The organism is Oceanobacter antarcticus (assembly GCF_044962685.1).
Classification (GTDB): domain Bacteria; phylum Pseudomonadota; class Gammaproteobacteria; order Pseudomonadales; family Oceanobacteraceae; genus Oceanobacter; species Oceanobacter antarcticus.
Genome location: NZ_JBBKTX010000001.1, coordinates 178,880 through 203,798 on the forward strand (window position 1 = coordinate 178,880; position 24,919 = coordinate 203,798).

24 protein-coding genes and 1 tRNA gene are annotated in these 24,919 nt (G+C 54.4%); 9 read left to right on the forward strand and 16 right to left on the reverse strand.

Annotated features, from left to right (window positions below; all coding sequences use genetic code 11):
- The first annotated feature begins 241 nt into the window (after positions 1-241).
- Positions 242-3,361 (forward strand): bifunctional diguanylate cyclase/phosphodiesterase, encoded by a 3,120-nt coding sequence (locus WG929_RS00845; RefSeq protein WP_416204484.1) that lies wholly within the window; start codon positions 242-244, stop codon positions 3,359-3,361.
- Positions 3,362-3,382: 21 nt separating this feature from the next.
- On the opposite strand, the gene WG929_RS00850 is transcribed toward WG929_RS00845, so the two are convergent.
- The 7 genes from WG929_RS00850 to WG929_RS00880 all read right to left on the reverse strand — a co-directional run bounded on the left by WG929_RS00850 (position 3,383) and on the right by WG929_RS00880 (position 10,084).
- Complete coding sequence (locus WG929_RS00850) at positions 3,383-4,060, reverse strand: Fe2+-dependent dioxygenase (RefSeq protein WP_416204485.1); 678 nt, start codon at positions 4,058-4,060, stop codon at positions 3,383-3,385.
- A 30-nt stretch (positions 4,061-4,090) separates the two neighbouring features.
- The gene (locus WG929_RS00855) at positions 4,091-5,200 is read right to left on the reverse strand and encodes an alpha-hydroxy acid oxidase (RefSeq protein ID WP_416204486.1); all 1,110 of its coding nucleotides are present in this window, start codon (positions 5,198-5,200) and stop codon (positions 4,091-4,093) included.
- 77 nt (positions 5,201-5,277) lie between these two features.
- A complete protein-coding gene (locus tag WG929_RS00860; protein WP_416204487.1) occupies positions 5,278-7,620 on the reverse strand; it encodes a TonB-dependent receptor in 2,343 nt (780 codons plus the stop codon).
- A 3-nt stretch (positions 7,621-7,623) separates the two neighbouring features.
- On the reverse strand, positions 7,624-8,517 hold the full coding sequence (locus WG929_RS00865; RefSeq protein ID WP_416204488.1) for a cell envelope integrity TolA family protein: 894 nt from the start codon (positions 8,515-8,517) through the stop codon (positions 7,624-7,626).
- Positions 8,514-8,939, reverse strand: a complete 426-nt coding sequence (locus WG929_RS00870) for an ExbD/TolR family protein (RefSeq protein ID WP_416204489.1) — start codon at positions 8,937-8,939, stop codon at positions 8,514-8,516. Before WG929_RS00870 ends, WG929_RS00865 begins: the two co-directional genes overlap by 4 nt.
- A 6-nt stretch (positions 8,940-8,945) precedes the next feature.
- The gene (locus tag WG929_RS00875; RefSeq protein ID WP_416204490.1) at positions 8,946-9,407 is read right to left on the reverse strand and encodes an ExbD/TolR family protein; all 462 of its coding nucleotides are present in this window, start codon (positions 9,405-9,407) and stop codon (positions 8,946-8,948) included.
- Positions 9,404-10,084 (reverse strand): MotA/TolQ/ExbB proton channel family protein, encoded by a 681-nt coding sequence (locus tag WG929_RS00880; protein WP_416204491.1) that lies wholly within the window; start codon positions 10,082-10,084, stop codon positions 9,404-9,406. The genes WG929_RS00875 and WG929_RS00880 overlap by 4 nt, the downstream gene beginning before the upstream one ends.
- Positions 10,085-10,931: 847 nt before the next feature.
- On the opposite strand from WG929_RS00880, the gene WG929_RS00885 reads away from it, so the two are divergent.
- Together WG929_RS00885 and WG929_RS00890 are read left to right on the forward strand one after the other, a co-directional pair.
- Positions 10,932-11,390, forward strand: a complete 459-nt coding sequence (locus tag WG929_RS00885) for a flavodoxin domain-containing protein (RefSeq protein ID WP_416204492.1) — start codon at positions 10,932-10,934, stop codon at positions 11,388-11,390.
- Between the two features lie 29 nt (positions 11,391-11,419).
- Positions 11,420-11,866 (forward strand): hypothetical protein, encoded by a 447-nt coding sequence (locus tag WG929_RS00890; RefSeq protein WP_416204493.1) that lies wholly within the window; start codon positions 11,420-11,422, stop codon positions 11,864-11,866.
- Between the two features lie 11 nt (positions 11,867-11,877).
- On the opposite strand, the gene WG929_RS00895 is transcribed toward WG929_RS00890, so the two are convergent.
- On the reverse strand, positions 11,878-12,498 hold the full coding sequence (locus tag WG929_RS00895) for a hypothetical protein (RefSeq protein ID WP_416204494.1): 621 nt from the start codon (positions 12,496-12,498) through the stop codon (positions 11,878-11,880).
- A gap of 332 nt (positions 12,499-12,830) precedes the next feature.
- Between WG929_RS00895 and WG929_RS00900 the strand changes: the two genes are divergently transcribed.
- The 3 genes from WG929_RS00900 to WG929_RS00910 all read left to right on the forward strand — a co-directional run bounded on the left by WG929_RS00900 (position 12,831) and on the right by WG929_RS00910 (position 15,367).
- The gene (locus WG929_RS00900; protein WP_416204495.1) at positions 12,831-14,342 is read left to right on the forward strand and encodes an aminotransferase-like domain-containing protein; all 1,512 of its coding nucleotides are present in this window, start codon (positions 12,831-12,833) and stop codon (positions 14,340-14,342) included.
- 263 nt (positions 14,343-14,605) lie between these two features.
- Positions 14,606-15,085, forward strand: coding sequence for a hypothetical protein (locus WG929_RS00905; protein ID WP_416204496.1), 480 nt, complete (start codon positions 14,606-14,608; stop codon positions 15,083-15,085).
- Between the two features lie 144 nt (positions 15,086-15,229).
- Positions 15,230-15,367, forward strand: coding sequence for a hypothetical protein (locus tag WG929_RS00910; RefSeq protein WP_416204497.1), 138 nt, complete (start codon positions 15,230-15,232; stop codon positions 15,365-15,367).
- On the opposite strand, the gene WG929_RS00915 is transcribed toward WG929_RS00910, so the two are convergent.
- Together WG929_RS00915 and WG929_RS00920 are read right to left on the reverse strand one after the other, a co-directional pair.
- Entirely contained in the window at positions 15,360-15,965 is a 606-nt protein-coding gene (locus WG929_RS00915; protein ID WP_416204498.1) for a BRCT domain-containing protein, read from the reverse strand. The two genes, WG929_RS00910 and WG929_RS00915, sit on opposite strands and share 8 nt — an antisense overlap.
- Positions 15,965-16,624, reverse strand: a complete 660-nt coding sequence (locus WG929_RS00920) for a hypothetical protein (RefSeq protein WP_416204499.1) — start codon at positions 16,622-16,624, stop codon at positions 15,965-15,967. The genes WG929_RS00915 and WG929_RS00920 overlap by 1 nt, the downstream gene beginning before the upstream one ends.
- A gap of 113 nt (positions 16,625-16,737) precedes the next feature.
- Between WG929_RS00920 and WG929_RS00925 the strand changes: the two genes are divergently transcribed.
- Positions 16,738-17,184, forward strand: a complete 447-nt coding sequence (locus WG929_RS00925; RefSeq protein ID WP_416204500.1) for a hypothetical protein — start codon at positions 16,738-16,740, stop codon at positions 17,182-17,184.
- A 460-nt stretch (positions 17,185-17,644) separates the two neighbouring features.
- Here WG929_RS00925 and WG929_RS00930 read toward each other — a convergent pair.
- The 3 genes from WG929_RS00930 to WG929_RS00940 form a co-directional block, all read right to left on the reverse strand.
- Positions 17,645-17,720: transfer RNA gene (locus tag WG929_RS00930), tRNA-Arg, on the reverse strand.
- A gap of 58 nt (positions 17,721-17,778) precedes the next feature.
- On the reverse strand, positions 17,779-19,242 hold the full coding sequence (locus WG929_RS00935) for a heavy metal sensor histidine kinase (protein ID WP_416204501.1): 1,464 nt from the start codon (positions 19,240-19,242) through the stop codon (positions 17,779-17,781).
- On the reverse strand, positions 19,235-19,915 hold the full coding sequence (locus tag WG929_RS00940) for a heavy metal response regulator transcription factor (RefSeq protein ID WP_369857172.1): 681 nt from the start codon (positions 19,913-19,915) through the stop codon (positions 19,235-19,237). Before WG929_RS00940 ends, WG929_RS00935 begins: the two co-directional genes overlap by 8 nt.
- Before the next feature lie 149 nt (positions 19,916-20,064).
- On the opposite strand from WG929_RS00940, the gene WG929_RS00945 reads away from it, so the two are divergent.
- Entirely contained in the window at positions 20,065-21,840 is a 1,776-nt protein-coding gene (locus WG929_RS00945) for a copper resistance system multicopper oxidase (RefSeq protein WP_416204502.1), read from the forward strand.
- Positions 21,837-23,144 carry a copper resistance protein B gene (locus tag WG929_RS00950; protein ID WP_416204503.1) on the forward strand — a complete coding sequence of 436 codons (1,308 nt, stop codon included), beginning with the start codon at positions 21,837-21,839 and terminating at the stop codon, positions 23,142-23,144. Before WG929_RS00945 ends, WG929_RS00950 begins: the two co-directional genes overlap by 4 nt.
- A gap of 86 nt (positions 23,145-23,230) precedes the next feature.
- Here the strand turns inward: WG929_RS00950 and WG929_RS00955 are convergent, their stop codons facing one another.
- Genes WG929_RS00955 through flgM form a run of 3 tightly spaced genes read right to left on the reverse strand, consistent with a single transcriptional unit; the run spans position 23,231 to position 24,886 of the window.
- Positions 23,231-24,010: a flagellar brake protein gene (locus WG929_RS00955; protein WP_416204504.1), complete on the reverse strand. Its 780-nt coding sequence runs from the start codon at positions 24,008-24,010 to the stop codon at positions 23,231-23,233.
- Between the two features lie 47 nt (positions 24,011-24,057).
- Positions 24,058-24,558 carry a flagellar export chaperone FlgN gene (flgN, locus tag WG929_RS00960; RefSeq protein WP_416204505.1) on the reverse strand — a complete coding sequence of 167 codons (501 nt, stop codon included), beginning with the start codon at positions 24,556-24,558 and terminating at the stop codon, positions 24,058-24,060.
- A 13-nt stretch (positions 24,559-24,571) separates the two neighbouring features.
- Entirely contained in the window at positions 24,572-24,886 is a 315-nt protein-coding gene (flgM, locus tag WG929_RS00965) for a flagellar biosynthesis anti-sigma factor FlgM (protein ID WP_416204506.1), read from the reverse strand.
- Positions 24,887-24,919: the final 33 nt, after the last annotated feature.

The window sequence follows — 24,919 nt, forward strand, 5'->3', positions numbered from 1 at the left end:
GCGAACGGATTCCATATTTCCTGCGAGTGGTACTCTCAAACCCATCATTAACTGTTGTTGCTGCAGGAATTTTTCGCCTATTCTCTGGTATCAGCGCGTTGCTGACTCTTTTAACAAAAACAGCCTGTAGCGGAATGTAGGCGTTGATTCAGCAGCCAAGCTCCGGTTAATGACTATTCTTTGCACATCTGTGTATCTGAATGGTATTTGGCGTTCAGGATGGTTCAGGGAGTAAAGGAATATGGTTTGCAGGCATGTTTTGCTGTCGCTGTTACTGGTCGCGGTTATCACTGCTCTGACCGGGTGGGGGATTACTTCGCTCTGGAATGAGCAGATTATTGATGACAAAAAACAGCATGAAGAGCAGCAAGTGCAGCTGGTCAGCTCACAACTGTCAGGCTATATGGCGAACAGTGGCGACTTGTTGCGCTCACTGGCGCAGGAGCCAGCGCTTATCGCTGCCTTGTCGCAAGAGAATGGCAGTGCCCAGGTAGCCGATATTCTGTTTGGCATCACCAGTCGACATGCTTCCTATTATCAGGCCCGTTGGATTGACCAGCAAGGCATGGAGCGCGTGCGTTTGCAGCGCTACGGGCACCGCATCCAGCATGTCCCAGCCAGCGAACTGCAAGATAAATCGAGTCGTTATTACTTCCAGGAGGCCAGCAAGGTTGCGCCAGGCAATGTGTATTTTTCGCCCATCGACCTGAACGTGGAATACGGTGAGGTGGAACGGCCGTTCCGGCCAATGATCCGGGCGGCGATTCGGGTATTTGATGCTGCTGGCAATGATCGTGGCATCGTGATCATTAACGACAGTCTGTCGCCGATGTTCGAGTGGTTGGAACACAGCACCACCGGCAGCCTGTTACTGATGGCTAATCGTTCCGGCGACTGGTTAAGAGGCTTCAGCCGTCAGGATGAGAGGGGCTTTATGTTCGGCAAACCCCGGCGCATTGGTGATCAATCAGAAATCGTGTGGGAGGCCATGGGAAACCAGCCTTCGGGGACGCTGGTGCAGCCGGAGGGGATCTGGATCTGGAATGTGGCCCACACCGGTGAGCGGCAGTGGGGTTATGAGGAAACCATGGATTACCAGCACGCCCCCAATCTGCTGTTGGTCAGCTTTATTTCAACTAACGAGCTGCTACAACTGGTCAGCCGCGAGAGCGGTTATGTCTGGGTGGGCTGCATCTCGGTTGGCATGGTTCTCTGGGGACTCTTGACCGCCTTTCTGTATTTTCGTTGTCGTCACCAGGATGTCTCTCTTCAGCTGCAAGAGTCCGAGCGCTTGCGTGAGATGGAAGCTGATTTGATCCGGGCACGGGCACAAGCGCAAAACCTGGTGAATGGCAACGTCAATGGCATTCTGATTGTTGATGGCAAGGGTCATATTCAGATGACCAACCCGGCTCTGGATACGCTGTTTGGTTATCAGAAGGGTGAATTGGTCGGGCAACCAATGGAGATATTGGTGCCGGATAACGCCGTGCTGTTTGCCCCGGATCCTTTGGCCAGCGGTATCCGTCAGCCCGGACGTCGAACAATGGCAAGAAACCGGCACATCCGGGCCAAACACAATGACGGCAGTCTGATTGACGTTGAGGTCAGCCTCAGTCCGGTGCAGTCTGACGACGGTGTCAAAGTATCGGCCACCGTGGTTGATATCACCGAGCGGCTGGAAAACGAAAAGCGGCTGCGTAATTACGCGAGTGCCTTCCAGGAAGCCGGGGAAGCGATGGTGATTACCAATGCCAACTGGCAGGTTGAACACGTCAATAACATGTTTACCAGCCTGTGCGGCATGCCGGAATCGGCAGTCGAGGGAGCCACGCCCACGGCGTTTTTACTGGAACGGTTGGAACCCGGCGGCACTTCACTGCAACAGCTGATGGGCGATTCGGATCACTGGGGTGGTGAGTGGCAAGCATTAACCACGGCAGATGAGCCGTGTCCGGTGCGGCTGTCGATCAGCAGTGTCCGGGATACCAGAGGACGCCTGAGTCACTATGTATTTTCTTTTTCCGATATCAGTGAAATCCGCAGAGCTTACGTACAGCTTGAGCATCAGGCCTATCATGATGCCCTGACCGGGTTGCCCAATCGCATGATGCTGCAGGAGTTGATCGAATTGGCGATTGGTCGGGCCAAACGCCACCGGGAGAAATTTGCCTTGTTGTTTATTGATCTCGACAATTTCAAATACATCAATGATGGCCTTGGGCATCGTGCCGGTGATCAGCTGCTCAAACAGGTGGCGGATGCCTTAAAAGAAGAACTGCGTGAAGAAGACGTCGTTGCTCGGCTGGGCGGGGACGAATTTGTTGTCTTGCTGGAAGGTATTGGTCAGGCCCACGGCACCCGGTTGGTGCTGGGCAAACTGACCCGGCGTTTGTCTTCAACGTTCGCGATTGAAAATGACACCGTGCGGGTAACCGCCAGCATTGGCGTCTGTATTTACCCGGATGATGGTCGCGATGGCGAAACTCTGCTACGCAAAAGTGATATGGCTATGTATCAGGCCAAAGAAGCAGGCAAGAACCGCTGCTTCTTTTTTCATGAAGACACGGATTCTATGTCACGGGATATGCTGAAAACCGAGTATCAGCTGCACCGGGCGATTCAGGAAAACGAGTTGCATCTGGTCTACCAGCCACAGGTTGATACCTCGACCGGCCAGTTACAAGGAGTAGAAGCACTGGTGCGCTGGTCTCACCCGGAGCGGGGAGAAATCCTGCCGGAGGAGTTTTTGCCCGTAGCGGAAAAAGTGGGCCTGATGGCGGAACTGGAAAACTGGGTGGTACGTACAGCCAGTCAACAGGCGGCGGCATGGAACCATGACGGAGTACAGTATGGAAAAATGGCCGTCAATCTTTCAGGCAGCTTTCTCAAGCGCCCTGATTTTGCCACTGATCTCATCACTATTATGGCGGAAAACAACTGCCCTGCGGGTTGCATCGAACTCGAAATCACCGAAGGTTTTATCCTGCACGGAGCCAATCAGGTAATCCGCGAGCTGCATCGTCTCAAGGCTGGCGGTTTCAGCCTGGCGATGGATGATTTTGGTACCGGCTATTCATCGTTATCGTACTTACGCAAGCTGCCCATCGACAAACTCAAGATCGACAAGCAATTTATCAAGGACATCGTCGATGACGATGGCAGTCAGAAAATTGTCTCCGCTGTTATTGCCATGGCCAAGAGTCTCGGGTTAACGGTGACCGCAGAAGGCGTGGAAACCCGGATGCAGGCCGAAATTTTGCGTTTCAAGGAATGTGACCAGCTACAGGGTTTTCTGTTTGAACGGCCTATGGCCGTCAGCGAATTCGAACGCTTGTACGCGTCGACGGGAACTGGCTGAGTGAGTACAGGCAGGCCACATTTACACTGCCCATTCCCTGAGCAGGTTGTGGTACAGCTGGCTCAGGCGGCCGACTTCTGCATCACCTTCGCCCAGAGCCACAGTCAAGGCTTGTACGGATTGATCCAGTTCGAACAGCATTTCACGCTGGTGGGCGTCCCGAATCAGACTTTGAATCCAGAAAAACGAGCAGATGCGTTGGCCTGCGGTGACCGGCAGTACCTGATGTAACGAGGTGGACGGATAAATAATCAGCGAACCAGCTTCCAGCTTGACCTGCTGGGCACCATAACGGGTTTCGATCACCAGCTCGCCACCGTCGTATTCGTCAGGGCTGTTCAGAAACAGCGTGCAGGAAACATCGCTGCGCAGCTGCTCCGGGCTGCCCAACGCCAAGATGGCGTTATCCACGTGCAGGCCGTAGTGCCCGCCGTCCTGGTAACAATTGAACTTGGGTGGAAAATAGCGCGACGGTAACGTCGCCGATACAAACAGCGGATGACTCTGGAGTTTGCCAAGGATCAACTGGCGTAGCTGCAGTGCCTGCTCTGAATGATCGTCCAGCTGCAAGTTACGCTTGACCTGTACCGCCAGCGTGCCAGCGGTCAGACTGCCGTCCTGCCAGGGGCCAGCCGCTAATTGTTGGCGGCAGTAGTGTACTTCTTGCGGGGTTAACAGCGTGTCGATAGGCAACAGCATAGGGAGTCCTGGGCGTCTTGTTATTGGCTCTCAGCGATCAGCCAGAGCATCTGCCTGGATATGGGCGATGGTTGGGCAGCCCGCCAGGGCCATGGTCATTTCCAGCTCATCCTGCAGAATTTTCAGCATATGAGCAACGCCGAGTGCGCCAGCAACGGCCAGGGCATACAGCTGCGGTCGACCAACCAGCACCGCGTTGGCACCCAGCGCCAAGGCCTTGAACACATCGGTACCCCGGCGAATGCCGCTGTCCATCAATACCGGAAAGTCCGCACCAACGGCACACCGAATGGCTGGTAAGGCGTCGATGCTGGCCGGTAGGCCATCCAGCGTTCGGCCACCATGGTTGGAAACAATCAGACCATCAAATCCGGCTGCTTGCAGCGCAACAGCATCAGCAGGATTGATAACGCCCTTGATCACGATTGGGAGTCGGGTTTGCTGGCGCAGCCACAGCAGGTCGTCCAGTGTCGGGGCGTCGGCCATAATGCCATTAAGAATGATACTTTGCTCAGCGGACAGTGTCCGTTGGGCGGGGCGGGGCTGGTGTTGCAAATTAGCTTCGATTACCCCGTCGGGCAGTTGGAATTTGGCCCGTTGAGGGCGATTTCTGAGGCCGTTCACCGGCGCATCCAGAGTAATGACCAGCACCTGATAGCCGCTGCGTTCGGCGCGTTGCACCAGTGCCAGCGAGTTGGACCGGTCGTGTTGCCAATACAGCTGAAACCAGAGTGCGCCCTGATGATGGCTGGCAATGGTCTCCAGCGTCGTACTGGCCAGTGTACTGACCACCATAGGGGTTGCCATGGCCGCAGCAGCCTCGGCGGTGGCCAATTCTCCGGCCGGATGAACCAGTTGCTGGTGGGCTACAGGGCCGAGCAATAGCGGGTGAGCTAATGGTTGGCCAAACAGGGTGGTATGCGTATTGGCTTGTTGAAAGTCCTGTAACAGGCGCGCTTGTAGCGGGATATCATCGAGCCGCTGGCGGTTACGTTGCATGGTCAGATCGTCGGCGCAACCGCTGGCAATGTATTCAAGAATATCGTGGCGTATAAATTCAGCCGCACGATGTTCGTAGTCATGGATGGCAACCAGATCAGCAGGAATATGGGATAAATGGGGTTGCTGAATATGTGTCATCTTGTTTCCTGTGGAATGTAACCGGAAAGCAGGTAGCAGGTGCAGCTTGTTGCTGCACCTGCTGTTTGCAGGGCGGATCAGAACTCGTAAGACAACGTCAGCTGGGCATTACGGGCGTCACCAATATAGGCGAAAGTACCGCTGCGATAGGCTGTCAGATAGTAGTTCTTGTCGGTCACGTTACCTACGTTCAGTCGAGTTTTCAGCTGTTCGTTGATGTCGTAGTTGGCAAATGCATCAAACACCGTGTAAGCCGGTACATACAGATCGCCCGCAGGGCTGTCTGGCTGACCAACGTAAGACTCGCTGGCGTGGGTAGCGGAACCACCGAAGCTGAACTTGTCGGTCAGTTGATAACGCAATTGCAGGTAGCCAGAACGATCAGAGAAGTTGGCCAGACGACCACCTGGCTCAACAGCAGAACCATCACGATTAGTAGCTTGGGTTTTCAGTATTTCTGACGTCATCAGGGAAAAGCCGAACTGAGTACTGAGTTTCTCGGTCAGGTTGCCGGTGAGGCCGATTTCCAGACCATCAACACGGTTTTTACCGGTGTTGTAAGTACCGGCGGTATCGTAATCGGTGCCTTCCATGACATCGTCTTTGGTGATTCTGAAAATAGCTGCCGTGGCCAATAACTTCTCATCCAGCATTTCATGCTTGATACCCAGCTCGAGGTTTTCGACCGATTCCGGTTTGGCCTTGTCGACGCTCTCGGCACTGGAACACAAACCACCATAACCGCAGTTACCGCCGACATCGGATTCACCACCGTTAATATTGCTGGAGGTGCTCCAGGTCGCGTATACATTGGTGTCTTCTGCGACTTTGACGGTACCGCCGAGGTGGCCGTTCCAGAGCGTATCGCTGTATGTGTAAGGCGTTTTTGAGGTTACCTGAGTGTCCCGGTCGGTACTGACCAGCACGTTGTCGTAGTCGAAGTTGTCGGCACGAATACCGGCAAACACTGAGACAAATTCGTTTACTTCAATGGTATCCATCAGGTACAGCGACCAGGTGTTGATTTGATAGTCGGAGTCCCAGTCGCCCTTAGTGATGTCGCGTTGCAGCAGGTTATTGATATCACTGACCGTATTACCATCACCATCCAGGAAGCAGTAGCTGTTTGTGATTTCATTGCGGCTTGGAATCACACAATTGGTCGCGCCGGTTGGCGTTGCGTTATAAGACCCGTTCAGCACATTATGGCGGGAATATTCCAGCCCGGTTACAAACTCATGCTTCTTGCCAGCCAGGTCTGCGTCAAAGTAGAGATTCAGCTGGTTGACGAAGTAATCAACCTCTTGCCAGCCCTGATGGTTGCTGCTTGAAATTGTAAATGCTCCGGGAGCGTCAGGGTCACTTGCATCACGGGTTGAGGCACCAGCACCCGTCACGAAATAGCCGTTATTGGTGGTGCCATAACGCATGGCGTTAGTGATAGTGACATTATCGCCTTCGTATTCGGCACGCAGGGTGAAGGTATCGACGCGGGATTTGAGGAAATCTTCATCCTGTACATAAGACGGGATATCTTCGTATACCTTGCCGGTATCCCTGCTGATAAAGGCACCCAGGTCAGCGTGATCAAACGCCTGCAAGTGGTAGTAATCAGCGATGACTTTCAGCTTGTCGGTAGCCTGTAGACTCAGTGACAGCGCGGCACCGTTACGTTCACGGTCGGCGGGTGCGCGGTCGGGTACTTCTTCATAGGCATGCAGCAGGTTGGCACGTACCGCGATGTCGTCGGTGATGCGCAGATTGCTGTCGAGCGTGGCCCGGCGATAGTCATCGGTGCCGATTCCGGCTGACAGTTTGTTAAAGGAATATTCACTGTTGGCCTGCTTGGTAATGCTGTTGATCGCACCACCGGTGGAGCCTCGACCGGCGAAGGTGGAGCTGGGGCCCTTGGTGATCTCGACCTGCTCCACGGCAAAACTTTCACGGGTGGTCATACCTGGGTCTTTCAAACCATCGACAAAGACGTCGGAGCGGGCTTCGTGACCACGAATCACATAACGGTCACCAAAGGCGTTACCGTTTTCGCCGGTACCCAGCGTGATACCGGGTTGCGCCGCGAGAATATCTTTCAGATCACTTTTGCCAGACTCCTGAATCATGGTCTGGGTCAGTACCGAGATGGTTTGCGGCGTGTCGGCCAGCTCCTTGACGTGACGGCGGTCACCGGACACTTTGGCCTTGTATGGCGCGCCTTCTTCCGCGTAGGGGTTGGTATCGAGTGCCCGCTCTTCAATTTGCATGGTGTCGAGCATGATCGGGGCGTCGTCGTCCTGAGCCATCGCCGTGGTACCCAGCAACAGCGTCGGAATACCGACCATCGCCGATCCAAGTAGCGTGGAACGCTGTTTGAATACCGGTTTACGCAGAGTTAAGGGAGTGCGTCGTGTGTTATCGCTCATGAATCAGTCCTTAAAGGAGGTGTTGGTAATTAATGAATATTCGACAGGAATGACCAGCGGCAGGGTCAACCTGTCGGGGTGAAAGTCATCCGGAACGCCGGGTAGAGGGTTGGCCCGCGCCAGCATTTCGAGAGCCGCCTGATCCAGTAACGGATTGCCGGACGACTGGTAAATGCCGGAGCGAATGACCTCACCATTGCGGTTAATGGTGAACTGCAATTTGACGACCCCTTCCTGCTTTTTCTTTTTTGCAACGGTCGGGTATTCCTGAAACCGGTTCAGCCAGCGCTGGATACTGGCGATATAATTTTTGCTATCGCCGCGCTTGCCACCGGCGCGTTGCTGATCTGCCTTGCCAGTGGCTTTCACCATGGCTTTGCTGGTTTCTGTTCGGGTCTCTTTCGGCTCGTCGAGTGGACGTTCGGCCGTCTCTGACTCCGGTTCAGGTTGCTGCTCAGATTCTGGCTCTGCGGGTGGCTGTTGCTGTTTGGCTACCTTGAACGTTGCCACTTCCGGCACCACCGTTGTGGGTTCTGGCAACTTGACGATTTCTGGCTGCGGCGCGATTTCTGGTGGCGGCGTAATCGGTTCGGGTGGCGGCGTTTGGGTAACGGGCTTTGATACCGGTTTTGGCCGCACCGGATCTGGTTTGGGCTTGGGTGGTTGCACAGGTTCCGGTGGTTGCACTGGTTCAGGTTCTGGCTCGGCAAGTCGCTCTGCGGCATTGGCATAACTGCCCAGCATGCCCAGATTGACATCGACACCGGATTCTCCGTCAGCGACGGCATCCCCCAACGCGCTGGCCGGGGTGTAAAACAGCAGCCAATAAATCGCCAGCACATGCAGGCCAGCCGCCACGGTCAAGGCGCCCAACCAATGGATTCGGGTCAGTGTCATTTGACGGATCCTTCCGGTGCTTCGGCGTACAAACGTACCGACTGGAAAGAAAACTGGCGTACCACCGCCAGAGCGTTCTCCAGTGCGGCGGCGGTAGCGCGCTGATCGGCAAAAATTCCGACCGCTACCGACGAAGGCTGGGGCAATGCTTGCAATTGGGTAGCCAGTTGTTCCGCTGTGCAGGCGATGCCATCCAGCGTCATGTCACCTTGTTGAGACACTTCCAGGCGCAGGTCGGACTGGCCTTCAGCCTGTTCCAAGGCAGCCTTGGGCAATATCAGCTCGGCATTGGGCAGCGCCCGAATCTGTCCGGCGACCATAAAAAAAATCAGCAGCAAAAAGACGATATTGATCAGCGGGATCATATTGTCGTCGTTGTTTCGCGATGCGTGCGGTGTGAGCAGGGAATGACTCTGGAGCATGACGGGTTATTCCGGAAACAGGGCAGATTGACTGCGGGCGGGTGGTGCAACGGCAGTTGCCGCATCTGTGCCTGACAGCGCTTGCCCGAGAGTGACTGCTGGCAGTTCCAGCGTGGCCAGCGTGGTCATCACCTCGACGATGCGTTGTACCTGAATGTCGGCTTCCGGCAACACCACCAGCTTGCTGCTGTGATCGATCTGGCCGATGGCCTGTTCAAGGGCATCAAAGCGGGCCGGTTTATCCTGTGCCAGCGTGACCGAACCGTCGTGGTGGAGCACCAGCAGTTGGGGCAACTCGTCGCTCTTGCTGTTGGTCGTTACTGCCGACTGCGACGCCAAGGGCAGGGTTAGCCATTGACTGAAACTGGAGGTCAGCATGAAGAACATCAGTAAAATAAACACCACATCAATCAGTGCCGTCAGGCTGATCGGGCGTGCCCGGCGTGGCGTTATGGCCAAGCTGCTCATGCGCGCTGGGCCGCCAGTTCGCAAGTCGGCGCATCGGCGGCGTCCGTATTCTGCTGTGTGGACTGAAGGAAGAACAGGCGGTCAATCACATCCTGCAATTCACTGGTTTGTAATTCGGCCTTGCGCTCCAGCGCGCTGTGGATCATCGAGACCGGAATCGCGACCGCCAGACCAGCAGCGGTGGTCAACAGTGCTTGCCAGATACCGCCCGACAGTACTGCAGGATCAACCTGGGAACCGGCGGCTTCCATGGCCTGGAAAGCTTCGATCATGCCTAGCACCGTACCGAACAGACCCAATAAGGGGGCGATATTGGCAATCACTTCCAAGGGCCGTAATCCCTGAGTCAACTTGGCGACCTCCAGCCGGGCGAGGCGCAGGGTTTCTTCTCGCAACGCTGCGACCGACAGCGCGGGTGTTTTACGCAGCTCGAGGAATTTTCCAATCAGACTGAGACAAGGGGATGGATGATTGCGGGTCATCAGCAAGGCTTGCGACTGTTCGCCGCTGGTGATGCGTGCAAAGGTTGCGTCGATACGCTGTCGAGAACCGGAACCTTGCCGGAAAAACTGCCATAACTTGGCCAGAATAAGCGTGCTGGCAACCAGGGAAAGCACCAACAAAATCGCGTTGATAGGCCCTCCGATCGTGTTCATCAGTGTTTGCAGTTGATCCATGGTTACCGTTCCTGAAAGTGGTTATGCAATTATGCTAATATTAATGATAATGCTTATCAAATATTTTCGTAATTCTAACTGAACTTTTTCATTCATTGCAGAGTGGCAACAGAGTGCGGGAAAGGGGGGAGAGAAGGTTTGGGAGTTGTGGGAATTTTGGGATCAGAGGATCAGGGGAAGGGTTCACATAACTCAGGACAACTATTCAGGTGTCACACATGCCAGTAAGAACGCCAGTTACCGCATCGCTTTCAGTGGCGGTCGTTTGCCATGGCCAGAGAATGAGAAAGAGTACTCTGGCGGTTTTGAATCAGTGTATTCACATAAAGAGATTCTCCGGTCGACAGAGTTCGAATCGTCAGCGTCTGTACCGGCTTGACATTCATCTGTCGTAAACCCGGCAAAAGCCGCTGTGTTGTCATAATCACGACAGATTTTCAGTACATTGTTCAGTACATTTTTTCATCTTCCAGCGCATGAACCCTGTAATTAGCGCGTTTTAATCCAAGGCATCCTCTATTTAATCCTGCGTAGCGCTGCGTGAGTGTTGCTGGATGTCAGAGCAAGGCGGCGAACGCCGCGAACGAGTCTTTTTCACGTTCGCCAACACCGCTCTGACGGGCAGCAACCCGCGCCCTTCGGGGGCTGCCAGATGATTACGACTCGGTGTCGCCGGTTGTTGACTTGGCCCGTCAGACCTGCAAACCGGCTTCGTGCTTCGACACCATTCGGAAACTCAGAGCAGGCACCGGATTAAATAGATGATCCCCAAGGCCTGTTATTTGCAATTCAGGCTGAACCGCTCAGCGAATCCGGGCTTGCTCACCACGGGCACAGAGGTCAAATCATGGCAAAAATTCAGGTCATCATCGGTTCCGTCAATGGCACTGCCTTGCAGGTCGGTGCTGTGGTTGCGCAACTGCTGGAAAAACTCGGGCACCATGCCTGGATTAATGTTGAACCCAGCGCCGCTGATCTCGGTCGCGATGCGGATGAAATTTTGTTGATCTGTTGCTCTACCACCGGCAACGGTGAACTGCCACGCAATATCTATCCGGTGTATCTGGCCCTGGAAGACCAGCTCGTCAACCTGCAAGGTCGCCGTTATGCGGTCATTGCTCTGGGCGACAGTGGTTATCCCCGTTATGCCCAGGCCGGAATGACGCTGGAAGCCTTGCTGTATGGCAGCGGTGCCAGTCAGGTCAGCGATCTGTATCGCCTGGATGCTGCCCTGATTCCCAATGCTGAACAACCCATGGCCGCTGCCCGCTGGGCACTGCAATGGTCTGACCTGCTCAGTGCCTGACTTTCTCCTGCCCCCGGAAACCCGTCCGAATGTCTGATACGGATATGACCTCAATAGCAGAAAGCCCGATGCAACTGCGCTTTTTGGTATTTCACGTACACCGGGTCAGTGCCCGTCTGCGTTATCTGACCATGCCCTACGGCCAGCTTTGTCTGCCAACTCCCTTACCCAAACTGGCGGAACTGATGGATGAACGGCCACAATTCGATAAGCTGGCCATTCACCCTGGCCCCTGGCTGAAGCAAGCCTGTGAACAGATGCAGCTGCCACTCGATCGCCTGTCGGTAGAACCCGGCTTCCGCCGCTGGATAGACACCCCTGGCCAGCCAACTCAGGTATATATCCTGCGGGTTTCAGGCCCGTCGCCCTTCGCTGCGCCGGAAGGCATGCGCTGGATCGAACTCCCGGACTGCTTCAGCATGTTGCCGATCGAACGGCTGTTAATGCAGTCGGTGTATCAGTACTTGCTGGAGTAGCTCAGCATGGTTCATGGTCTGGCTGTGTGCTTCAGCAGCAGCGACCAGAACCACCAGTAGCCCACCCCGAACAACACCATTCCCCCCAGCCCGACTGACGAGGTCGTGACATGGCTGTGGTTCCCCAGCGACAGGCCCAAGCACAGCGCCAGCAGAGGCAAGCACAGCAGCATATTCCAGCCAATCATGGTGGCGATTTGCTCAAACAGCAGCAGTTGGGAGCAGAGGGTATAAATGACACTGGCCACCAGAATAACCAGCAGTAGCCAGCCGAAGGCGGCACTATCGACCAACAGCACCAGCAATTCCGGCAATATCAGGCTGAGCAGCACGGCAGCGAGCCCCAGCCATGGCCAGTTGGCCGCAGCGGGGAAGGCCAGACGCTGCAAAACAATCAGCAACAGCGCCCGGATGCCCAGTAGCGTACTGGCACCAAAAGCAACCGAAGTAACCGAAAACGACGCCAGCCCCAGTTTTATGCCGATTACCATCACCACTGCGGCTGCCAGCAGCGCGGCCAGCCGGGTGATTTTCGGATAAATACCCGAATGGCTGAACCATTGCCTGATGGCCAGCTGCCATGATGGCAGTGGCAATAATGGTGCAGAGCGACGAAGCTGAAACAGAGACATAAACACCTCGGCAGAATGGTAGGAGGCAATCCTAATGATCAGGAACCCCACAATGGCTAGCACCCCACAATGGCTAGAAACCAGAGCGGCTAGAAACCAGAGCGGCTAGAAAACCAGCCCATCATGCCGTAGCCCGGCCCAAGGTATTAGCACCACAATGGCACTGAACAAGCGGTACAGATGACCCCTGTACAGTTAACTGAACTGGCTAATTGAGAGAAAACTGTACTGGTTGCCAGCGCCATCACGACGGTATGCTCAACAACCCCGAAGTGGACAGCCACTAAAAACCGTTACCAAGCAGTCGTGAATCGACGTGAGAGAGAGCCAACATGCTCGAACGTAGCCAGGACAAACCCCTCTACCAGCAACTGGCAGATGCCCTCAGCAACGATATTCGCAGCGGTGTTTATCCGGTGGGGCACAAGGTGCCCAGCGTACGCAAGATGAGCGGGTTACGCGGCGTCAGTATCTCCACCGTTAGCCAGGCCTATGGCTGGCTGGAAGACCAGGGCTGGCTGCAAGCACGGCCACAATCCGGTTACTACGTTCGTTCCACCCATACCCAGATGGGACAGGCCAAGGTCATCCGGTTACCGGTCTCCGCACCAGAAGTCGCCCCCTCGGAAGTCACCAAGGCGGATCTGATCAGCCACGTACTGAATCAACTGAACCACCCCAGCCAGGTGAATCTGGGAGCTACCATCCCCCATGCCTCACTGATGCCCCAGCGCCAGTTACAGCAACACATTCAGAAAGTCAGCCGTTACCGGCTGGCCGAAGTGCTGACCTACCAGTTTTCACCGGGCCATATCGGCTTGCGCCAACAGCTGGCCATTCGCATGCGTGATGCCAGCGTAACCTGCCACTCCGACGATATTGTTATCAGCCATGGTTGTGTCGAGGCGCTGACACTGTGCCTGCGAGCCAGCACCACGCCCGGTGACTTGATCGCGGTCGAATCACCCTGTTATTACGGCTTCTTGCAACTAGCAGAATTGCTTGGCCTCAAAGTGCTGGAAATACCCACCGACCCCGCCACCGGCATCAGTCTGGAAGCGCTGGAACTGGCCCTGAGCCAGTGGCCGATCACCCTGGTACTGCTGACGGCGCGCTTCTCCAACCCCCACGGCTCGGTAATACCGGTGGCGCGGCAAAAACAGCTGGTGGCGATGGCTCGTCGGTACGATATCGACCTGCTGGAAGACGACATCTACGGTGAACTGGCTTACGTCAACAAAAACACCAGCCCCAAAAACACCGGCCCCAATAACACCGGCCTTGATGGTGCTTGCACCGCCCTCAAAGCCTGGGATACCGATGGCCGGGTAATGTACTGCTCATCGTTTTCAAAAACCCTGTCGGCAGGCTTGAGAATTGGCTGGTGTATACCGGGACGACATTTTGATGACGTGGTCAAACACCAGCTCTTTACCACCTTTTCGGCCAGCAGCCTCTCGCAAGAGACGCTCTATTCCTACCTGCAACAAGGGCACTACGACCGCCACCTGCGCAAATTGCGGCAAACCATCACCGACAACTGCATGCGGTTCTACCAGGCCATACAGCAATATTTTCCAGCACAAACCCTGATCTCCCGGCCACTCGGCGGTTATTGCCTCTGGGTTCAGCTGCCGGATGGGGTATCGTCCGGACAACTGTTTCACCTCGCCCGAGAGCAATCCATCAGCATTGTGCCAGGCGGCCTGTTTTCCAACAGCGAACGATTTGAACAATACCTGCGCCTGAACATCGCCCGACCGTGGGACGACAGCGTCGCCACCGCACTGAGCACCCTCGGGCAACTGGTCACCCGGTTGATGCCGCAGTCACTGCCAAAGTAATCGCGGAAAGTAATCGCCGGGGCCTGGCTGCGATCACACCGAGCCGCTGCAGACGCCAGGCGTGTGATCAAATGCGCCATGTTGATGATGAGCCTGGCAGCTCACACTCCCCGGAATCCGTACCTTCTAACGGCTGTCATGGCATTGCCGCCAGACCACCGTCGTTGTGAGTATTGCCGCCAGTCGATACTCTCAACCATCGAATGCCTTTTCGGCAAACAACCTGCCCAAGCAGTCGCCCACAGCAAAAGGAACCACGAGGTATGGCCGTACCCGACCAACACACCTTGTACCTGCTGGCCCGGCAGTTTCGCCGCGCCATTGAAGCCGTTCCCCGTGAAGAATTTATCGGATCGGTATTCCGGGATTTTCCCGCTGGCTGTTGCGGCGATACCTCCAACGTACTGGCGACCTACCTGTTCGAAAAAACCGGCGTAATCGCTGACTACTGTGCCGGTCGAGATGGCGGCACCGATCAGGAAATTTACTCTCACGCCTGGCTACAAATAAACAACCTGATCATCGACATCACCGCCGATCAATTTCAAGATCGGGGTTATCCGCTGGATCCTGTCTACGTTGGCCCGGCAACCGACTGGCACAAAACCTTTGACGTAACCGTAGAACCCGATGCCCGACACACATCGATCAAAGACGTTAATTGGCTGGAGGTTGCCTGGCAGCGGATCATGGCGGAGATGGCCGCGACAGAACACCATTGGCTGCCACGCTCCGAGTGGTAGTCTGGCTGAGACGGAGGCGTTCCCACACTCCGCGTGATAGCCGAAAACCAAGACCGAAGATAACTCCCTGACACCCATGTGATATTCTTCTGGCCATTGCCGCTTTTCACCATATTCACCATATTCACCATAAGGACATGCCCCATGGCCAGCAGTACCGCGTCTATCGATACCTCCGTACTGCTGTTTGCCAACCTACCTGAACCCAGCGTTAACCCCGATTCTGTGGAAGCCTTTATTGCCCGCTGGAAAGATGGCGGGGGCACCGAGCGTGCTAACTAAAATTCATTGAGTCCAACCAATGCGACTCAGAGATAATCGCTATATGGCCAAATTTTTGCTTATATTCCATTGCCTTTAGAATTTTTCGACCATAACTTTCACGTAACCAGTCAGAATTAACCTGGCTGCCGATTACCAAAATATCAACGTTTCTGGTCACATCATTGATGAATGAAGATCCAAGAATAGCAACTGCCTTCTGACATTCAGAGCGAGTGCCAAAATCAAACTTACCGGTAAAGCAAAACGTACTACCCGGGAAAACCAAAGTGGGGATGGGATCGCAAAGTGGAATACTGCTGGGAACGGTTGTTTCAGGTTCTGGGCTGGAAACTCCAGTAAAATCAAGCAGTAAACGTAAGAGGGCGGATTCAGATTTTTCGTTTAAGCCTTGTCGTTGAATATATTCGAGTTGGATATAAACTTGTTTGATCAAAGGGTCGTCTATGTGATGAATGCGGGATATAAGCCATTCAGTCAAAAAACCGACTTCTGCCTGATTAATGAAACCATCGGCAAGAACACCCAAACAAAGGCCATAGAATTCATCAGCAGCAGATTGTTTAAGGCGTTTTGAATTGAATTTTCTAGTATCCATTATATCTGATCCATTCCTAATGAAGTAAGATTTTTCAAGTATTCTATTCCCAGCACGAGAACAAGATAAAAATCGAATTGATTCCCAGAATATCTAGCGATTCTGGTCATGGTTCCGTTACTAGTAATGGAAAAAACACTGATTCGAGCTGTGCCGAGATCAAGCTTAGTTTTATCGAATCCACACGGAGTAGCTTCTTCAATCTGAATGGCAATCAAGCCAGAGTTGTCGATGAAAACTGATCCAGTGGAAAAATAAAATATAGGGGATTGCATCCACTGTTTTGTTTTTTGTCGCTCGACAAGTCGAAGGCCTACAGCCTCTCTAAAGCAATGTCCAAGATTAAATGCCCAGTTTTCAGTTATAATTTCACCAGCTTTTATATTGGCAAATTTCGACTTCTTAAGCTTTATTTTTGAGTAAATTGGAAAATCAAGTTTAATGTTTGGTGAGGGAGATTCAGGGTTTAGAAATCTATATTTTATTATCATTCCAACCCTGTAAGATCTGGTTATTTTTTTTACCTTTAAATCATTATATAAACCAAGGAATTTGAATGTCTCAAGGTTTTTTATTTGAGATATAACCAAATAATCGCGTTGGCTGCGCGACCACATGGGCTCAAAATAAGCACGAATTATTTTTTCAGTTAGAATCATACAAATCCCTCTGTTGAAAATTAAACACGCAGACCACTTACAGCTCACACAATCTGACCAACAATCGACACTTGGTGTTGCTGGCATCATCAACAGAATCTCAAACGACTCATATGCCACATTGCCAGAACGAGCGCGTAGCACGCTTGGCAACGGCTGAACATACTTCGTCACAACCGCATCGTCATCAACGCACCGCCGAAGAAGCTAAAGGCCAGATCCACTGGTTACGGCCTGAATATCAGAATCCACAGCAACAAAACCTGGCTGCCCTGGCTGGCTCATTGCAACAAGATACCCAAACCAGCGCCGATGTGTCTACGGCACCAGTAACTGTCAAAGACGCAGCCAAAGGCAAACTCACCTGGCCGAAGTCGATACTGGAGCAAGTCGCGGCGGTGAAAGAGGCCCTGCAACAAGGCGACCAAACCGCCACTGCCATTACCACCCGCTATAAAAGCCCGAAATCGACCTTGCCAAAAGTACAAGATGCGCTGAATTCATTGGCCGCGCTGGGCCTGGTGAATCAGGATGGCGAACAGTACTGGTTGGTGGCGTAAACCCGTCCAACCCCATGGATCCCGGATCTGCCTCGCGTCCAGAATGACATGAGCCGGTTGGCTGAACCCTGGTACGGAGCAACTGCTTTGTTCCGTTCGTGTGGAGGGGGTTGTGTCTGAAAAAGCCAGCATTAAAACTGCCGTCGTGGCTGGGTGTTGGTGCCGTTATTCAGGCGCTAAAGCGCACCGGTCGGTAGTGAGCGTTTGAAGGTGATATCGAAGGGTGCCCCTGGGTGCCTGACAGCGTTACTTCTTGCTATTTCGTTTTTTCTAATATGAAAATATAGTGCGTCACCAACGCGCTACCGCGTCAGAACAATAGGGGTGAACAACATGGATGCAGAAGTCGTCTTCCTGCCAACGACGGAAGACAAAACAGACCCTGGATAATATGGATTCCAGTATTCATGGGTTTGGTAGCGGTTTTATTGGTCAGTACAGACGGCAGGCAAAGAAAACGTGGTCTCCCCACGAGGACTCGAACCTCGATCGGTCGCTTAGGAGGCAACTGCTCTATCCTGTTGAGCTATGAGGAGACAGGGGCGCGTATGGTACTGGATTCTGGCGTGCAGGAAAACCACCCGCTGCCGTTGGTTACTGATCTGCGGGTATTTCGAGGTAGAAGCAGGTGGTGCCGTTGCGGGAGTGGACGCCGATTTTCCCTTTGTGCAGGCTGATGATGGAGTGGGTAATGGCCAGCCCAAGGCCGGTGCTGTCGGGGTTGCTATCGGGGTTTTTCTGGCGGGCGGCATCGGCGCGGTAGAAGCGGTCGAACAGTTGCGGCAAGTGTTCTGCGGGTATGTCCGGGCCGGGGTTGCTGATGTCCAGCCGGGCGTATGGCTGGCCTTGTATTCGGGTTTGGCTGAGTTGTACGGCGACGCTGTGCCCTGGTGCGGTATGGCGTATGGCGTTGGAGAGCAGGTTGCTGATGGCGCGTCGTATCATGTTGCGGTCGCCGGTCAGTTGCGGTGACTCTGAGTGGTTGAAGGTGAGCCTTACCTGTTGTTCGTCGGCCCAGGCTTCAAAAAAATCAAACAGGTCGAGGATGTCGGCTTTCAGTTGGATGGGTTCCGGGTGGATGCCTTGCAGGCCGTTGTCGGCTTTGGCGAGCCAGAGCATGTCGGCGACCATACGGGCCAGTCGCTCTTCTTCTTCGAGGCTGGAGTAGAGCAGTTCGCGGTAGGCGTCGAGATCACGGGGTTGCCCGAGCATCACCTGGGTTTGGGTGATCAGGTTGGTGAGGGGAGTGCGCAGTTCGTGGGCGATGTCGGCGGAAAAATTGGACAGCCGTTCAAACCCGGCTTCCAGTCGCGACAGCATATCGTTAAATGCCTGTATCAGCGGCACCAGTTCGGTGGGTGCCTGGTTGGGATCCAGTCGTTCGTTTAATTGTTCTGAACCGATGTGGGTAATTCGTTGGCTGATCTGACGGAGCGGGGCATGTCCCTGGTGGATGCTGAACCAGACGGCCAGCAGGGTCAGCAGACCAATGCCAAGCACAATGGCCCACAGGGTGCTGCGGAATTCGTCGAGGAAGCGCAGGTGGAAGCCCATGTCCGTCGCTAGCATCAGCAACCAGGTGGCGTCGTTGGAGGCTGAGGCGACTTTCAGCTTGACCAGCACACCCCGGTATGGATGGCTTGCTTGTTGCCAGCTGAGCAGTTGGCGAGCGGTGATTTTTTGGATGGGCGGCTGTTGCAGCAGAGTAGCGCTGATGCTGGCGTTGCCGCTGTGATAGAGCGTTGTCAGTGGCTCCGACGGCTGTTGTAGCAGCAGTTGCAGGGAGATGCCGTGGTAGCTGTGGCTGATTTGTTCCAGCAGGTGCTGGATATGATGGGGCAGTGGCTGTCCGGCCAGTACGTCGGTGTGATCGGGGCTGGTATCGAACACCTGTTGTATGGCGGCGGCGGCCTGTGCCAGTTCCTGACTGTCTTGTTCGGCAAAGTGGCTGCGGATGGAATGCTGCACCATGCTGACCAGCAAGATCAGCCCACTGCTGATGACGAGGGCGGTCAGCAAGGTGACCCGCCATTGCAGCGACAGCGGTCGTCTAGTCATGGCTTTCATCGTCCAGCCGATAACCCATGCCACGCACGGTGTGAATCAGCCGTTGTTGAAACGGGTCGTCGATTTTGCGGCGCAGGCGGCGAATGGCGACGTCGATGACGTTGGTGTCGCTGTCGAAGTTCATATCCCATACCTGGGAGGCTATCAGCGAGCGGGTCAGGACTTCGCCCTTGCGGTTGACCAGCAGTTCCAGCAGCGCGAATTCGCGGTTGGTGAGGGTGATTTTCTGGCCGTCACGCACGGCAATACGTTTGCTGGTGTCGAGGGTCAGGTCGGCGACGGCCAACGTCTCTTGTACCGGGCGTAACCCGCGCCGCAGCAGAGTGCGCACTCGGGCCAGTAATTCGGCAAAAGCGAAGGGCTTGACCAGATAGTCGTCGGCACCCAGCTCCAGCCCTTTGACCCGATCTTCTATCTGGTCGCGGGCGGTAAGAAAAAGAATCGGCGTCTGGTTGCCGGATTCTCGCAACGACTGGCAAATCTTCCAGCCGTCGACGTCTGGCAACATGACATCCAGTAGCAGCAAGTCGAACGCTTCGGTCATGGCGAGGTGGTGGCCGTCGAGGCCGTTACGCGCCAGTACTACATTAAAACCGGCTTCGGTCAGGCCTTGCTGGAGGTAGTCGCCGATCTTGGTTTCGTCTTCAACAATTAATAGCCGCATGGTGTGCTCTCTGGGATCTGTTACCAGTGTACAAAAACTGGCGTACAGACACATGACCTGAACATGACGGTTTTGTCATGTTCAGGTCATCCGGGGGTCAGTTAGGGGCAGTTATTCTGGGCTAAATGGAATATAGCAGGGGTAGTGTGATGAAGATTCTGACTCCCACTGGCATCTCGGCCAGCGGGTTATCACGGCGACGGTTTGTGCAAGGGTTAGCAACGGGGGTGGCACTGGCTGGCATGGGCAATGCTCGGGCGGGATCTTTGCCTGCCAGCAACAATCCACAAGTGCAGGTACTGACCGGCACTCAGTTTGATTTGGTGGTGAGTGAACTGGCGGTGAATTTTACCGGCAGTCGCGGCAAGGCCACGGCTATTAATGGTTCGGTTCCAGCGCCGACACTGGTGTGGCAAGAAGGTGAAACGGTCACCATCCGGGTGCGTAATGACTTGGCGGTGAGCACCTCGATTCATTGGCACGGCATTATTCTGCCGTATCAGATGGATGGTGTGCCGGGTATCAGCTTTGCGGGGATTGCTCCAGGTGAGACCTTTACCTACCAGTTCAAGGTCGAGCAAAGCGGGACGTATTGGTATCACTCCCATTCCGGTTTTCAGGAGCTAACAGGCATGTACGGCGCAATTATTGTGCGCCCGAAAGCGTCAGACCCGGTCTACTACGACCGTGAGATGGCGGTGGTGCTGTCGGACTGGACTGACGAAAACCCGATGGATGTGTTCGCCAAGCTAAAAAACCAGTCGGATTATTACAACTACAGTCAGCCCACCGGGCCAGATTTTATTCGCGACGCCCAGCGTTATGGCCTCAGCGAAGCGTTCGCCATGCGCAAAATGTGGAACGACATGCGTATGAGCCCGACCGACCTGGCCGATACCTCTGGCGAAACCTTTACCTATCTGATGAACGGTACGGCTCCGGCGGGTAACTGGAGCGGTGTGTTTAAACCGGGTGAGTACGTGCGGCTGCGGTTTATCAATGGCGCTGGCAACACCTTCTATGATGTGCGTATTCCCGGTTTGAAACTAACGGTCGTACAGGCAGATGGTCAGAATCTGGAGCCGGTAACGGTGGATGAATTCCGCTTTGGTCCAGGTGAAACCTACGACGTGATCGTGCATCCGGCGGATCAGCCGTACACCATTTTTGCTCAGAACATGGGTCGTTCCGGCTATGCACGCGGAACGCTGACTCCAGCCATGGGGCTAGCGGCCGCTGTACCGGCTATGGATAAACCGGAGTGGTTAACCATGGCCGATATGATGGGCGATATGTCGGGTGGTATGTCGGGTGGTATGTCGGGCATGGGCAGTATGGCAGGCATGGATCACGCAGGTATGAATCACGGCGATATGAAACCCAGGGGCATGGCGGTGCCGTCTGCCACTGTCCATCACGCCAGCAGTGAATACGGCCCGCAAGTGGATATGCGCGTCGATACACCGCGCACCAATCTGGATGATCCCGGTATTGGCTTGCGTAACAATGGTCGGCGGGTGTTAACCCTGGCGGACTTACATACGTTAGGTGGCTCAATGGATAAACGCGACCCCGAGCGTGAAGTCGAACTGCATTTGACCGGCAATATGGAACGCTACAGCTGGTCGTTTGATGGGGTCGAATTTGGCCAGTCGACTCCGGTACATTTTCGCCATGGCGAGCGGGTGCGGGTAATTTTGCAGAACGACACCATGATGACCCACCCGATGCACATGCACGGCGTGTGGAGCGAACTGGAAAATGACCGGGGTGAATTTCAGGCGCGGTTGCACACCATTCCGGTACAACCGGCACAACGTGTCAGTTATCAGGTAACAGCAGATGCTGTCGGACGTTGGGCGTGGCATTGCCACCTGATGTTCCATATGGACGCGGGCATGTTCCGCGAGGTGGTGATCGCATGAAAATACTGATGATGAAAAAGCCGATCGCAGAGGCATGTTTGCTGGCCGGGTTGCTGGTGGCTCCCATTAGCTGGGCAGAAACCAGCACCATGATGTCTGGTATGGAATGCCAGGCTGGTGATGCCAATTGCATGAACCACGAAGGCATGAACCATGAAGGTATGAACCATGAAGGTATGGATCATGGCCAGATGGATCATTCCATGATGAATCAAGGCGAGATGCACCACGAAGGTATGAACCACGAAGGTATGAACCATGAAGGTATGAACCACGAAGGTATGGATCATAGCCAGATGGATCATTCCATGATGAATCAAGGCGAGATGCACCACGAAGGCATGAGCCATGAAAATATGGATCATAGCCAGATGGATCACTCCATGATGAATCAAGGCGAGATGCCTCACGAAGGTATGAATCATGAAGGTATGAACCATGAAGGTATGGATCATGGCCAGATGGATCATTCCATGATGAATCAAGGCGAGATGCCTCACGAAGGTATGAATCATGAAGGTATGAACCATGAAAATATGGATCATGGCCAGATGGATCACTCCAGTATGCGGATGCAGGGTGGTTCAGCGCCGACCAATGCCCGCGACCCGAATGCCTATTCCGGCGGTTACACCCTGACCTCTGGCCCCTACGCCAGGAAAGGCCCCCGCCAGCTGCGTTTGGCCGATGAACATCGTTTTTCTGCGCTGATGATCGATCACTTCGAATGGTCTCGGCACGATGGTGATACCTCTCAGCGTCTGAGTGGCGAATATTGGTACGGCACCACCTGGGAGCGAGCGGTTGTGCAACTCGATGGCGAGCGCCAGAACGGTGCTACCGATGCCGAGCTGGGCGTGTACTGGCGACATGCCCTGACCGCGTTCTGGAATACTCAATTGGGAGCGCGACATGACAGCTCGGATGATCTGGATCGTAACTGGGTGGGTGTCGGTTTTCAGGGCTTGGCTCCGTACTGGTTTGAAAGCCAGGCTATGCTGTTTGTCGGCAAGCAGGGCGTCACGCAACTGGAGCTGGAGGCCGAATACGACCTGTTGTTTACCCAGCGTTGGATACTCGGATTGGATGGTGCTTTAACGGCAACCGGTAAGCGTGACCCGGAAGGAGCGTTTGGTCAGGGGCTGAACAGCACTCAGTTTGGTGCTCGGTTGCGTTACGAATTCAGTCGCCGGTTTGCACCCTACTTCGGTGTTGAACGTAGTCATCGTTATGGTAGCACTGCTGCCATCCTTGGAGAGCGTGCCAGCACCGAATGGGTGTTAGGTGTAAAAGCCTGGTTGTAGCGTAGTGTATGGCTCTGGCTTCGAGATGCGGACAGCCACGGAGGGCAGTCTGGGCCGGGCGGTAGTCAATACCAGGGCTGTAAATGTTACGAGGGTGTAATTTTGAATTGCCGTTCTTCCCACTGAAAGTCGGTGGTCAGACGGTATATATAACGGCGGGCAGCAGAGGAAATCCGGGTAAATACAAATCCGGCGAGGGTATTGCCAGCGCTATCGAGCATCAGGTGGCGTAGTTCCAGCCCGCAATCCAGGTAGTGTTGTTCGTTGCAGCGTACGATGGCGGCGGCAATCGAATCCAGCTGTTTCAGGTCGTCTCGAATATCACCGTCAAAACAGGCTTTGAAGCCGGATTCTGATAAATCCTGCAGCCTTCCTTTATAGTAATAGCGCGGAGCTGTCTGCTCGTCGGGTGTCGGGTGCTGATCCGGTATCTCGACCACCAGATAGTGGGCCGCTGGCACATTGACCCGGTAAGCATCGCGCCGTTGCAGGTATTCAACCTGGCTGGGGAATTCACCACGATACTGTTGTTCAGCACTCTGGTAGCGCAGACGGCCATCGGCGACGAAACGAATACGAATGCCCTGGTTGTCACAATCAATGCGGAAGCGTTTGCCCTGACGGATCAGATCATTGCCTTTATCTGGTTGTAACCGGGTCATAAAAAAGCTGCGATTATTCAGCTGCACATCGGTTATTTGAGCACAGAAGGCGGTTGTTTGGTCGTCAATCTGTACTCTTACCGGCGCTTGCAGCAGTACCAGCCGGCGGAGCGCACCGTAGATGTCTTCATCCTGATTCAGTGTGCAGTCCTGCGGTGGATTGTCGTGTGTGTTGTGTGCTGGAGTGTGGGTTGGGGATGTCACACGTAACCTCCTGGCCGGGGTAGGCGTTGGTTATATAAAGGAGGCGATCAGGCCTGAATGTAGCCCTGGCCTCGGCGTGCCGATTTGCCCTGGCCTGTTTCAGTGTAGAGCAATGGCGAGCGGTCGGGTTGGCCACGTAAAATATGGAGACGTTGCTGGATGCGGCGCCGGGCGGTAAGAACCAGTTCGTTCAGCTGGATGGAACGATCGCGGTTATGACGATATTGAGCGGCAAGCTGTTGCCACAAGCGGGCAATCTCTGGCTGCTGGCGAATTTGTGGATGCTGGAGAAAATCGGCCGCCAGCGGTAGTTGTTGCTGGCTCATCCAGTCCATGCGTTGTTTGGCCTGGTCATTCAGGCGCTGCAATATCGCCGACTTGGATTGTCCGGCACGTTGTAGTTGTTCAGGCTCCATGCGGGCCAGCAGCTGGCCTTCCTGCTCCAGTTGGTGTTGTAGCAGGCGTCCCAGGGCCAGTTCATCAAGCAACAGCTGGCGCAGCTGATGACATTCCGGCGTTGGCAGGTACACATTGGCAGTAGAATTCATGGCTGTTTAATGCTCAGTTCAGGCGTCCTTCAAAGTCCAGCATTTTTCCTGCCAGTTTTTCATAATCGATTTTGTATTCACCGCTGTCGATGGCGGCTCTGATGCGGTCGACGGTGGCATCGTTCACCTCAGGCATGGCACTGATTTCAGCCTCAACCTGTTGGATGCTTTTGCTGCTGGCGCTCAGTTTGACCTGATCGCTGTAGCTGGCATTCTGGGTGCTGGAGGCTGGATCACCCTTGGCTGACATTGGGCTGGTGGCATCGGCGGTTTTCGCTGAAGCGCGACTACCGGTGTCGATGGCACCTGTTAACTTGTTGATATTCATTGTGAAATCTCCGAACCATTGCATTGTATAAAC

Excerpts from the sequence above, each read along its gene's own strand:
- WG929_RS00850 (WP_416204485.1), bottom strand. The coding sequence starts at position 4,060 with ATGCTGTTGCCTATCGACACGCTGTTAACCCCGCAAGAAGTACACTAC.
- flgM (WP_416204506.1), bottom strand. The coding sequence starts at position 24,886 with ATGAATATCAACAAGTTAACAGGTGCCATCGACACCGGTAGTCGCGCT.
- WG929_RS00865 (WP_416204488.1), bottom strand. The coding sequence starts at position 8,517 with ATGACACTGACCCGAATCCATTGGTTGGGCGCCTTGACCGTGGCGGCT.
- WG929_RS00925 (WP_416204500.1), top strand. The coding sequence starts at position 16,738 with ATGCCACATTGCCAGAACGAGCGCGTAGCACGCTTGGCAACGGCTGAA.
- WG929_RS00890 (WP_416204493.1), top strand. The coding sequence starts at position 11,420 with ATGTCTGATACGGATATGACCTCAATAGCAGAAAGCCCGATGCAACTG.
- WG929_RS00875 (WP_416204490.1), bottom strand. The coding sequence starts at position 9,407 with ATGAGCAGCTTGGCCATAACGCCACGCCGGGCACGCCCGATCAGCCTG.
- WG929_RS00910 (WP_416204497.1), top strand. The coding sequence starts at position 15,230 with ATGGCCAGCAGTACCGCGTCTATCGATACCTCCGTACTGCTGTTTGCC.
- WG929_RS00940 (WP_369857172.1), bottom strand. The coding sequence starts at position 19,915 with ATGCGGCTATTAATTGTTGAAGACGAAACCAAGATCGGCGACTACCTC.
- WG929_RS00880 (WP_416204491.1), bottom strand. The coding sequence starts at position 10,084 with ATGGATCAACTGCAAACACTGATGAACACGATCGGAGGGCCTATCAAC.
- WG929_RS00935 (WP_416204501.1), bottom strand. The coding sequence starts at position 19,242 with ATGACTAGACGACCGCTGTCGCTGCAATGGCGGGTCACCTTGCTGACC.
- WG929_RS00905 (WP_416204496.1), top strand. The coding sequence starts at position 14,606 with ATGGCCGTACCCGACCAACACACCTTGTACCTGCTGGCCCGGCAGTTT.
- WG929_RS00860 (WP_416204487.1), bottom strand. The coding sequence starts at position 7,620 with ATGAGCGATAACACACGACGCACTCCCTTAACTCTGCGTAAACCGGTA.
- WG929_RS00845 (WP_416204484.1), top strand. The coding sequence starts at position 242 with ATGGTTTGCAGGCATGTTTTGCTGTCGCTGTTACTGGTCGCGGTTATC.
- WG929_RS00855 (WP_416204486.1), bottom strand. The coding sequence starts at position 5,200 with ATGACACATATTCAGCAACCCCATTTATCCCATATTCCTGCTGATCTG.
- WG929_RS00885 (WP_416204492.1), top strand. The coding sequence starts at position 10,932 with ATGGCAAAAATTCAGGTCATCATCGGTTCCGTCAATGGCACTGCCTTG.
- WG929_RS00895 (WP_416204494.1), bottom strand. The coding sequence starts at position 12,498 with ATGTCTCTGTTTCAGCTTCGTCGCTCTGCACCATTATTGCCACTGCCA.
- WG929_RS00900 (WP_416204495.1), top strand. The coding sequence starts at position 12,831 with ATGCTCGAACGTAGCCAGGACAAACCCCTCTACCAGCAACTGGCAGAT.
- WG929_RS00915 (WP_416204498.1), bottom strand. The coding sequence starts at position 15,965 with ATGGATACTAGAAAATTCAATTCAAAACGCCTTAAACAATCTGCTGCT.
- WG929_RS00870 (WP_416204489.1), bottom strand. The coding sequence starts at position 8,939 with ATGCTCCAGAGTCATTCCCTGCTCACACCGCACGCATCGCGAAACAAC.
- flgN (WP_416204505.1), bottom strand. The coding sequence starts at position 24,558 with ATGAATTCTACTGCCAATGTGTACCTGCCAACGCCGGAATGTCATCAG.
- WG929_RS00945 (WP_416204502.1), top strand. The coding sequence starts at position 20,065 with ATGAAGATTCTGACTCCCACTGGCATCTCGGCCAGCGGGTTATCACGG.
- WG929_RS00950 (WP_416204503.1), top strand. The coding sequence starts at position 21,837 with ATGAAAATACTGATGATGAAAAAGCCGATCGCAGAGGCATGTTTGCTG.
- WG929_RS00920 (WP_416204499.1), bottom strand. The coding sequence starts at position 16,624 with ATGATTCTAACTGAAAAAATAATTCGTGCTTATTTTGAGCCCATGTGG.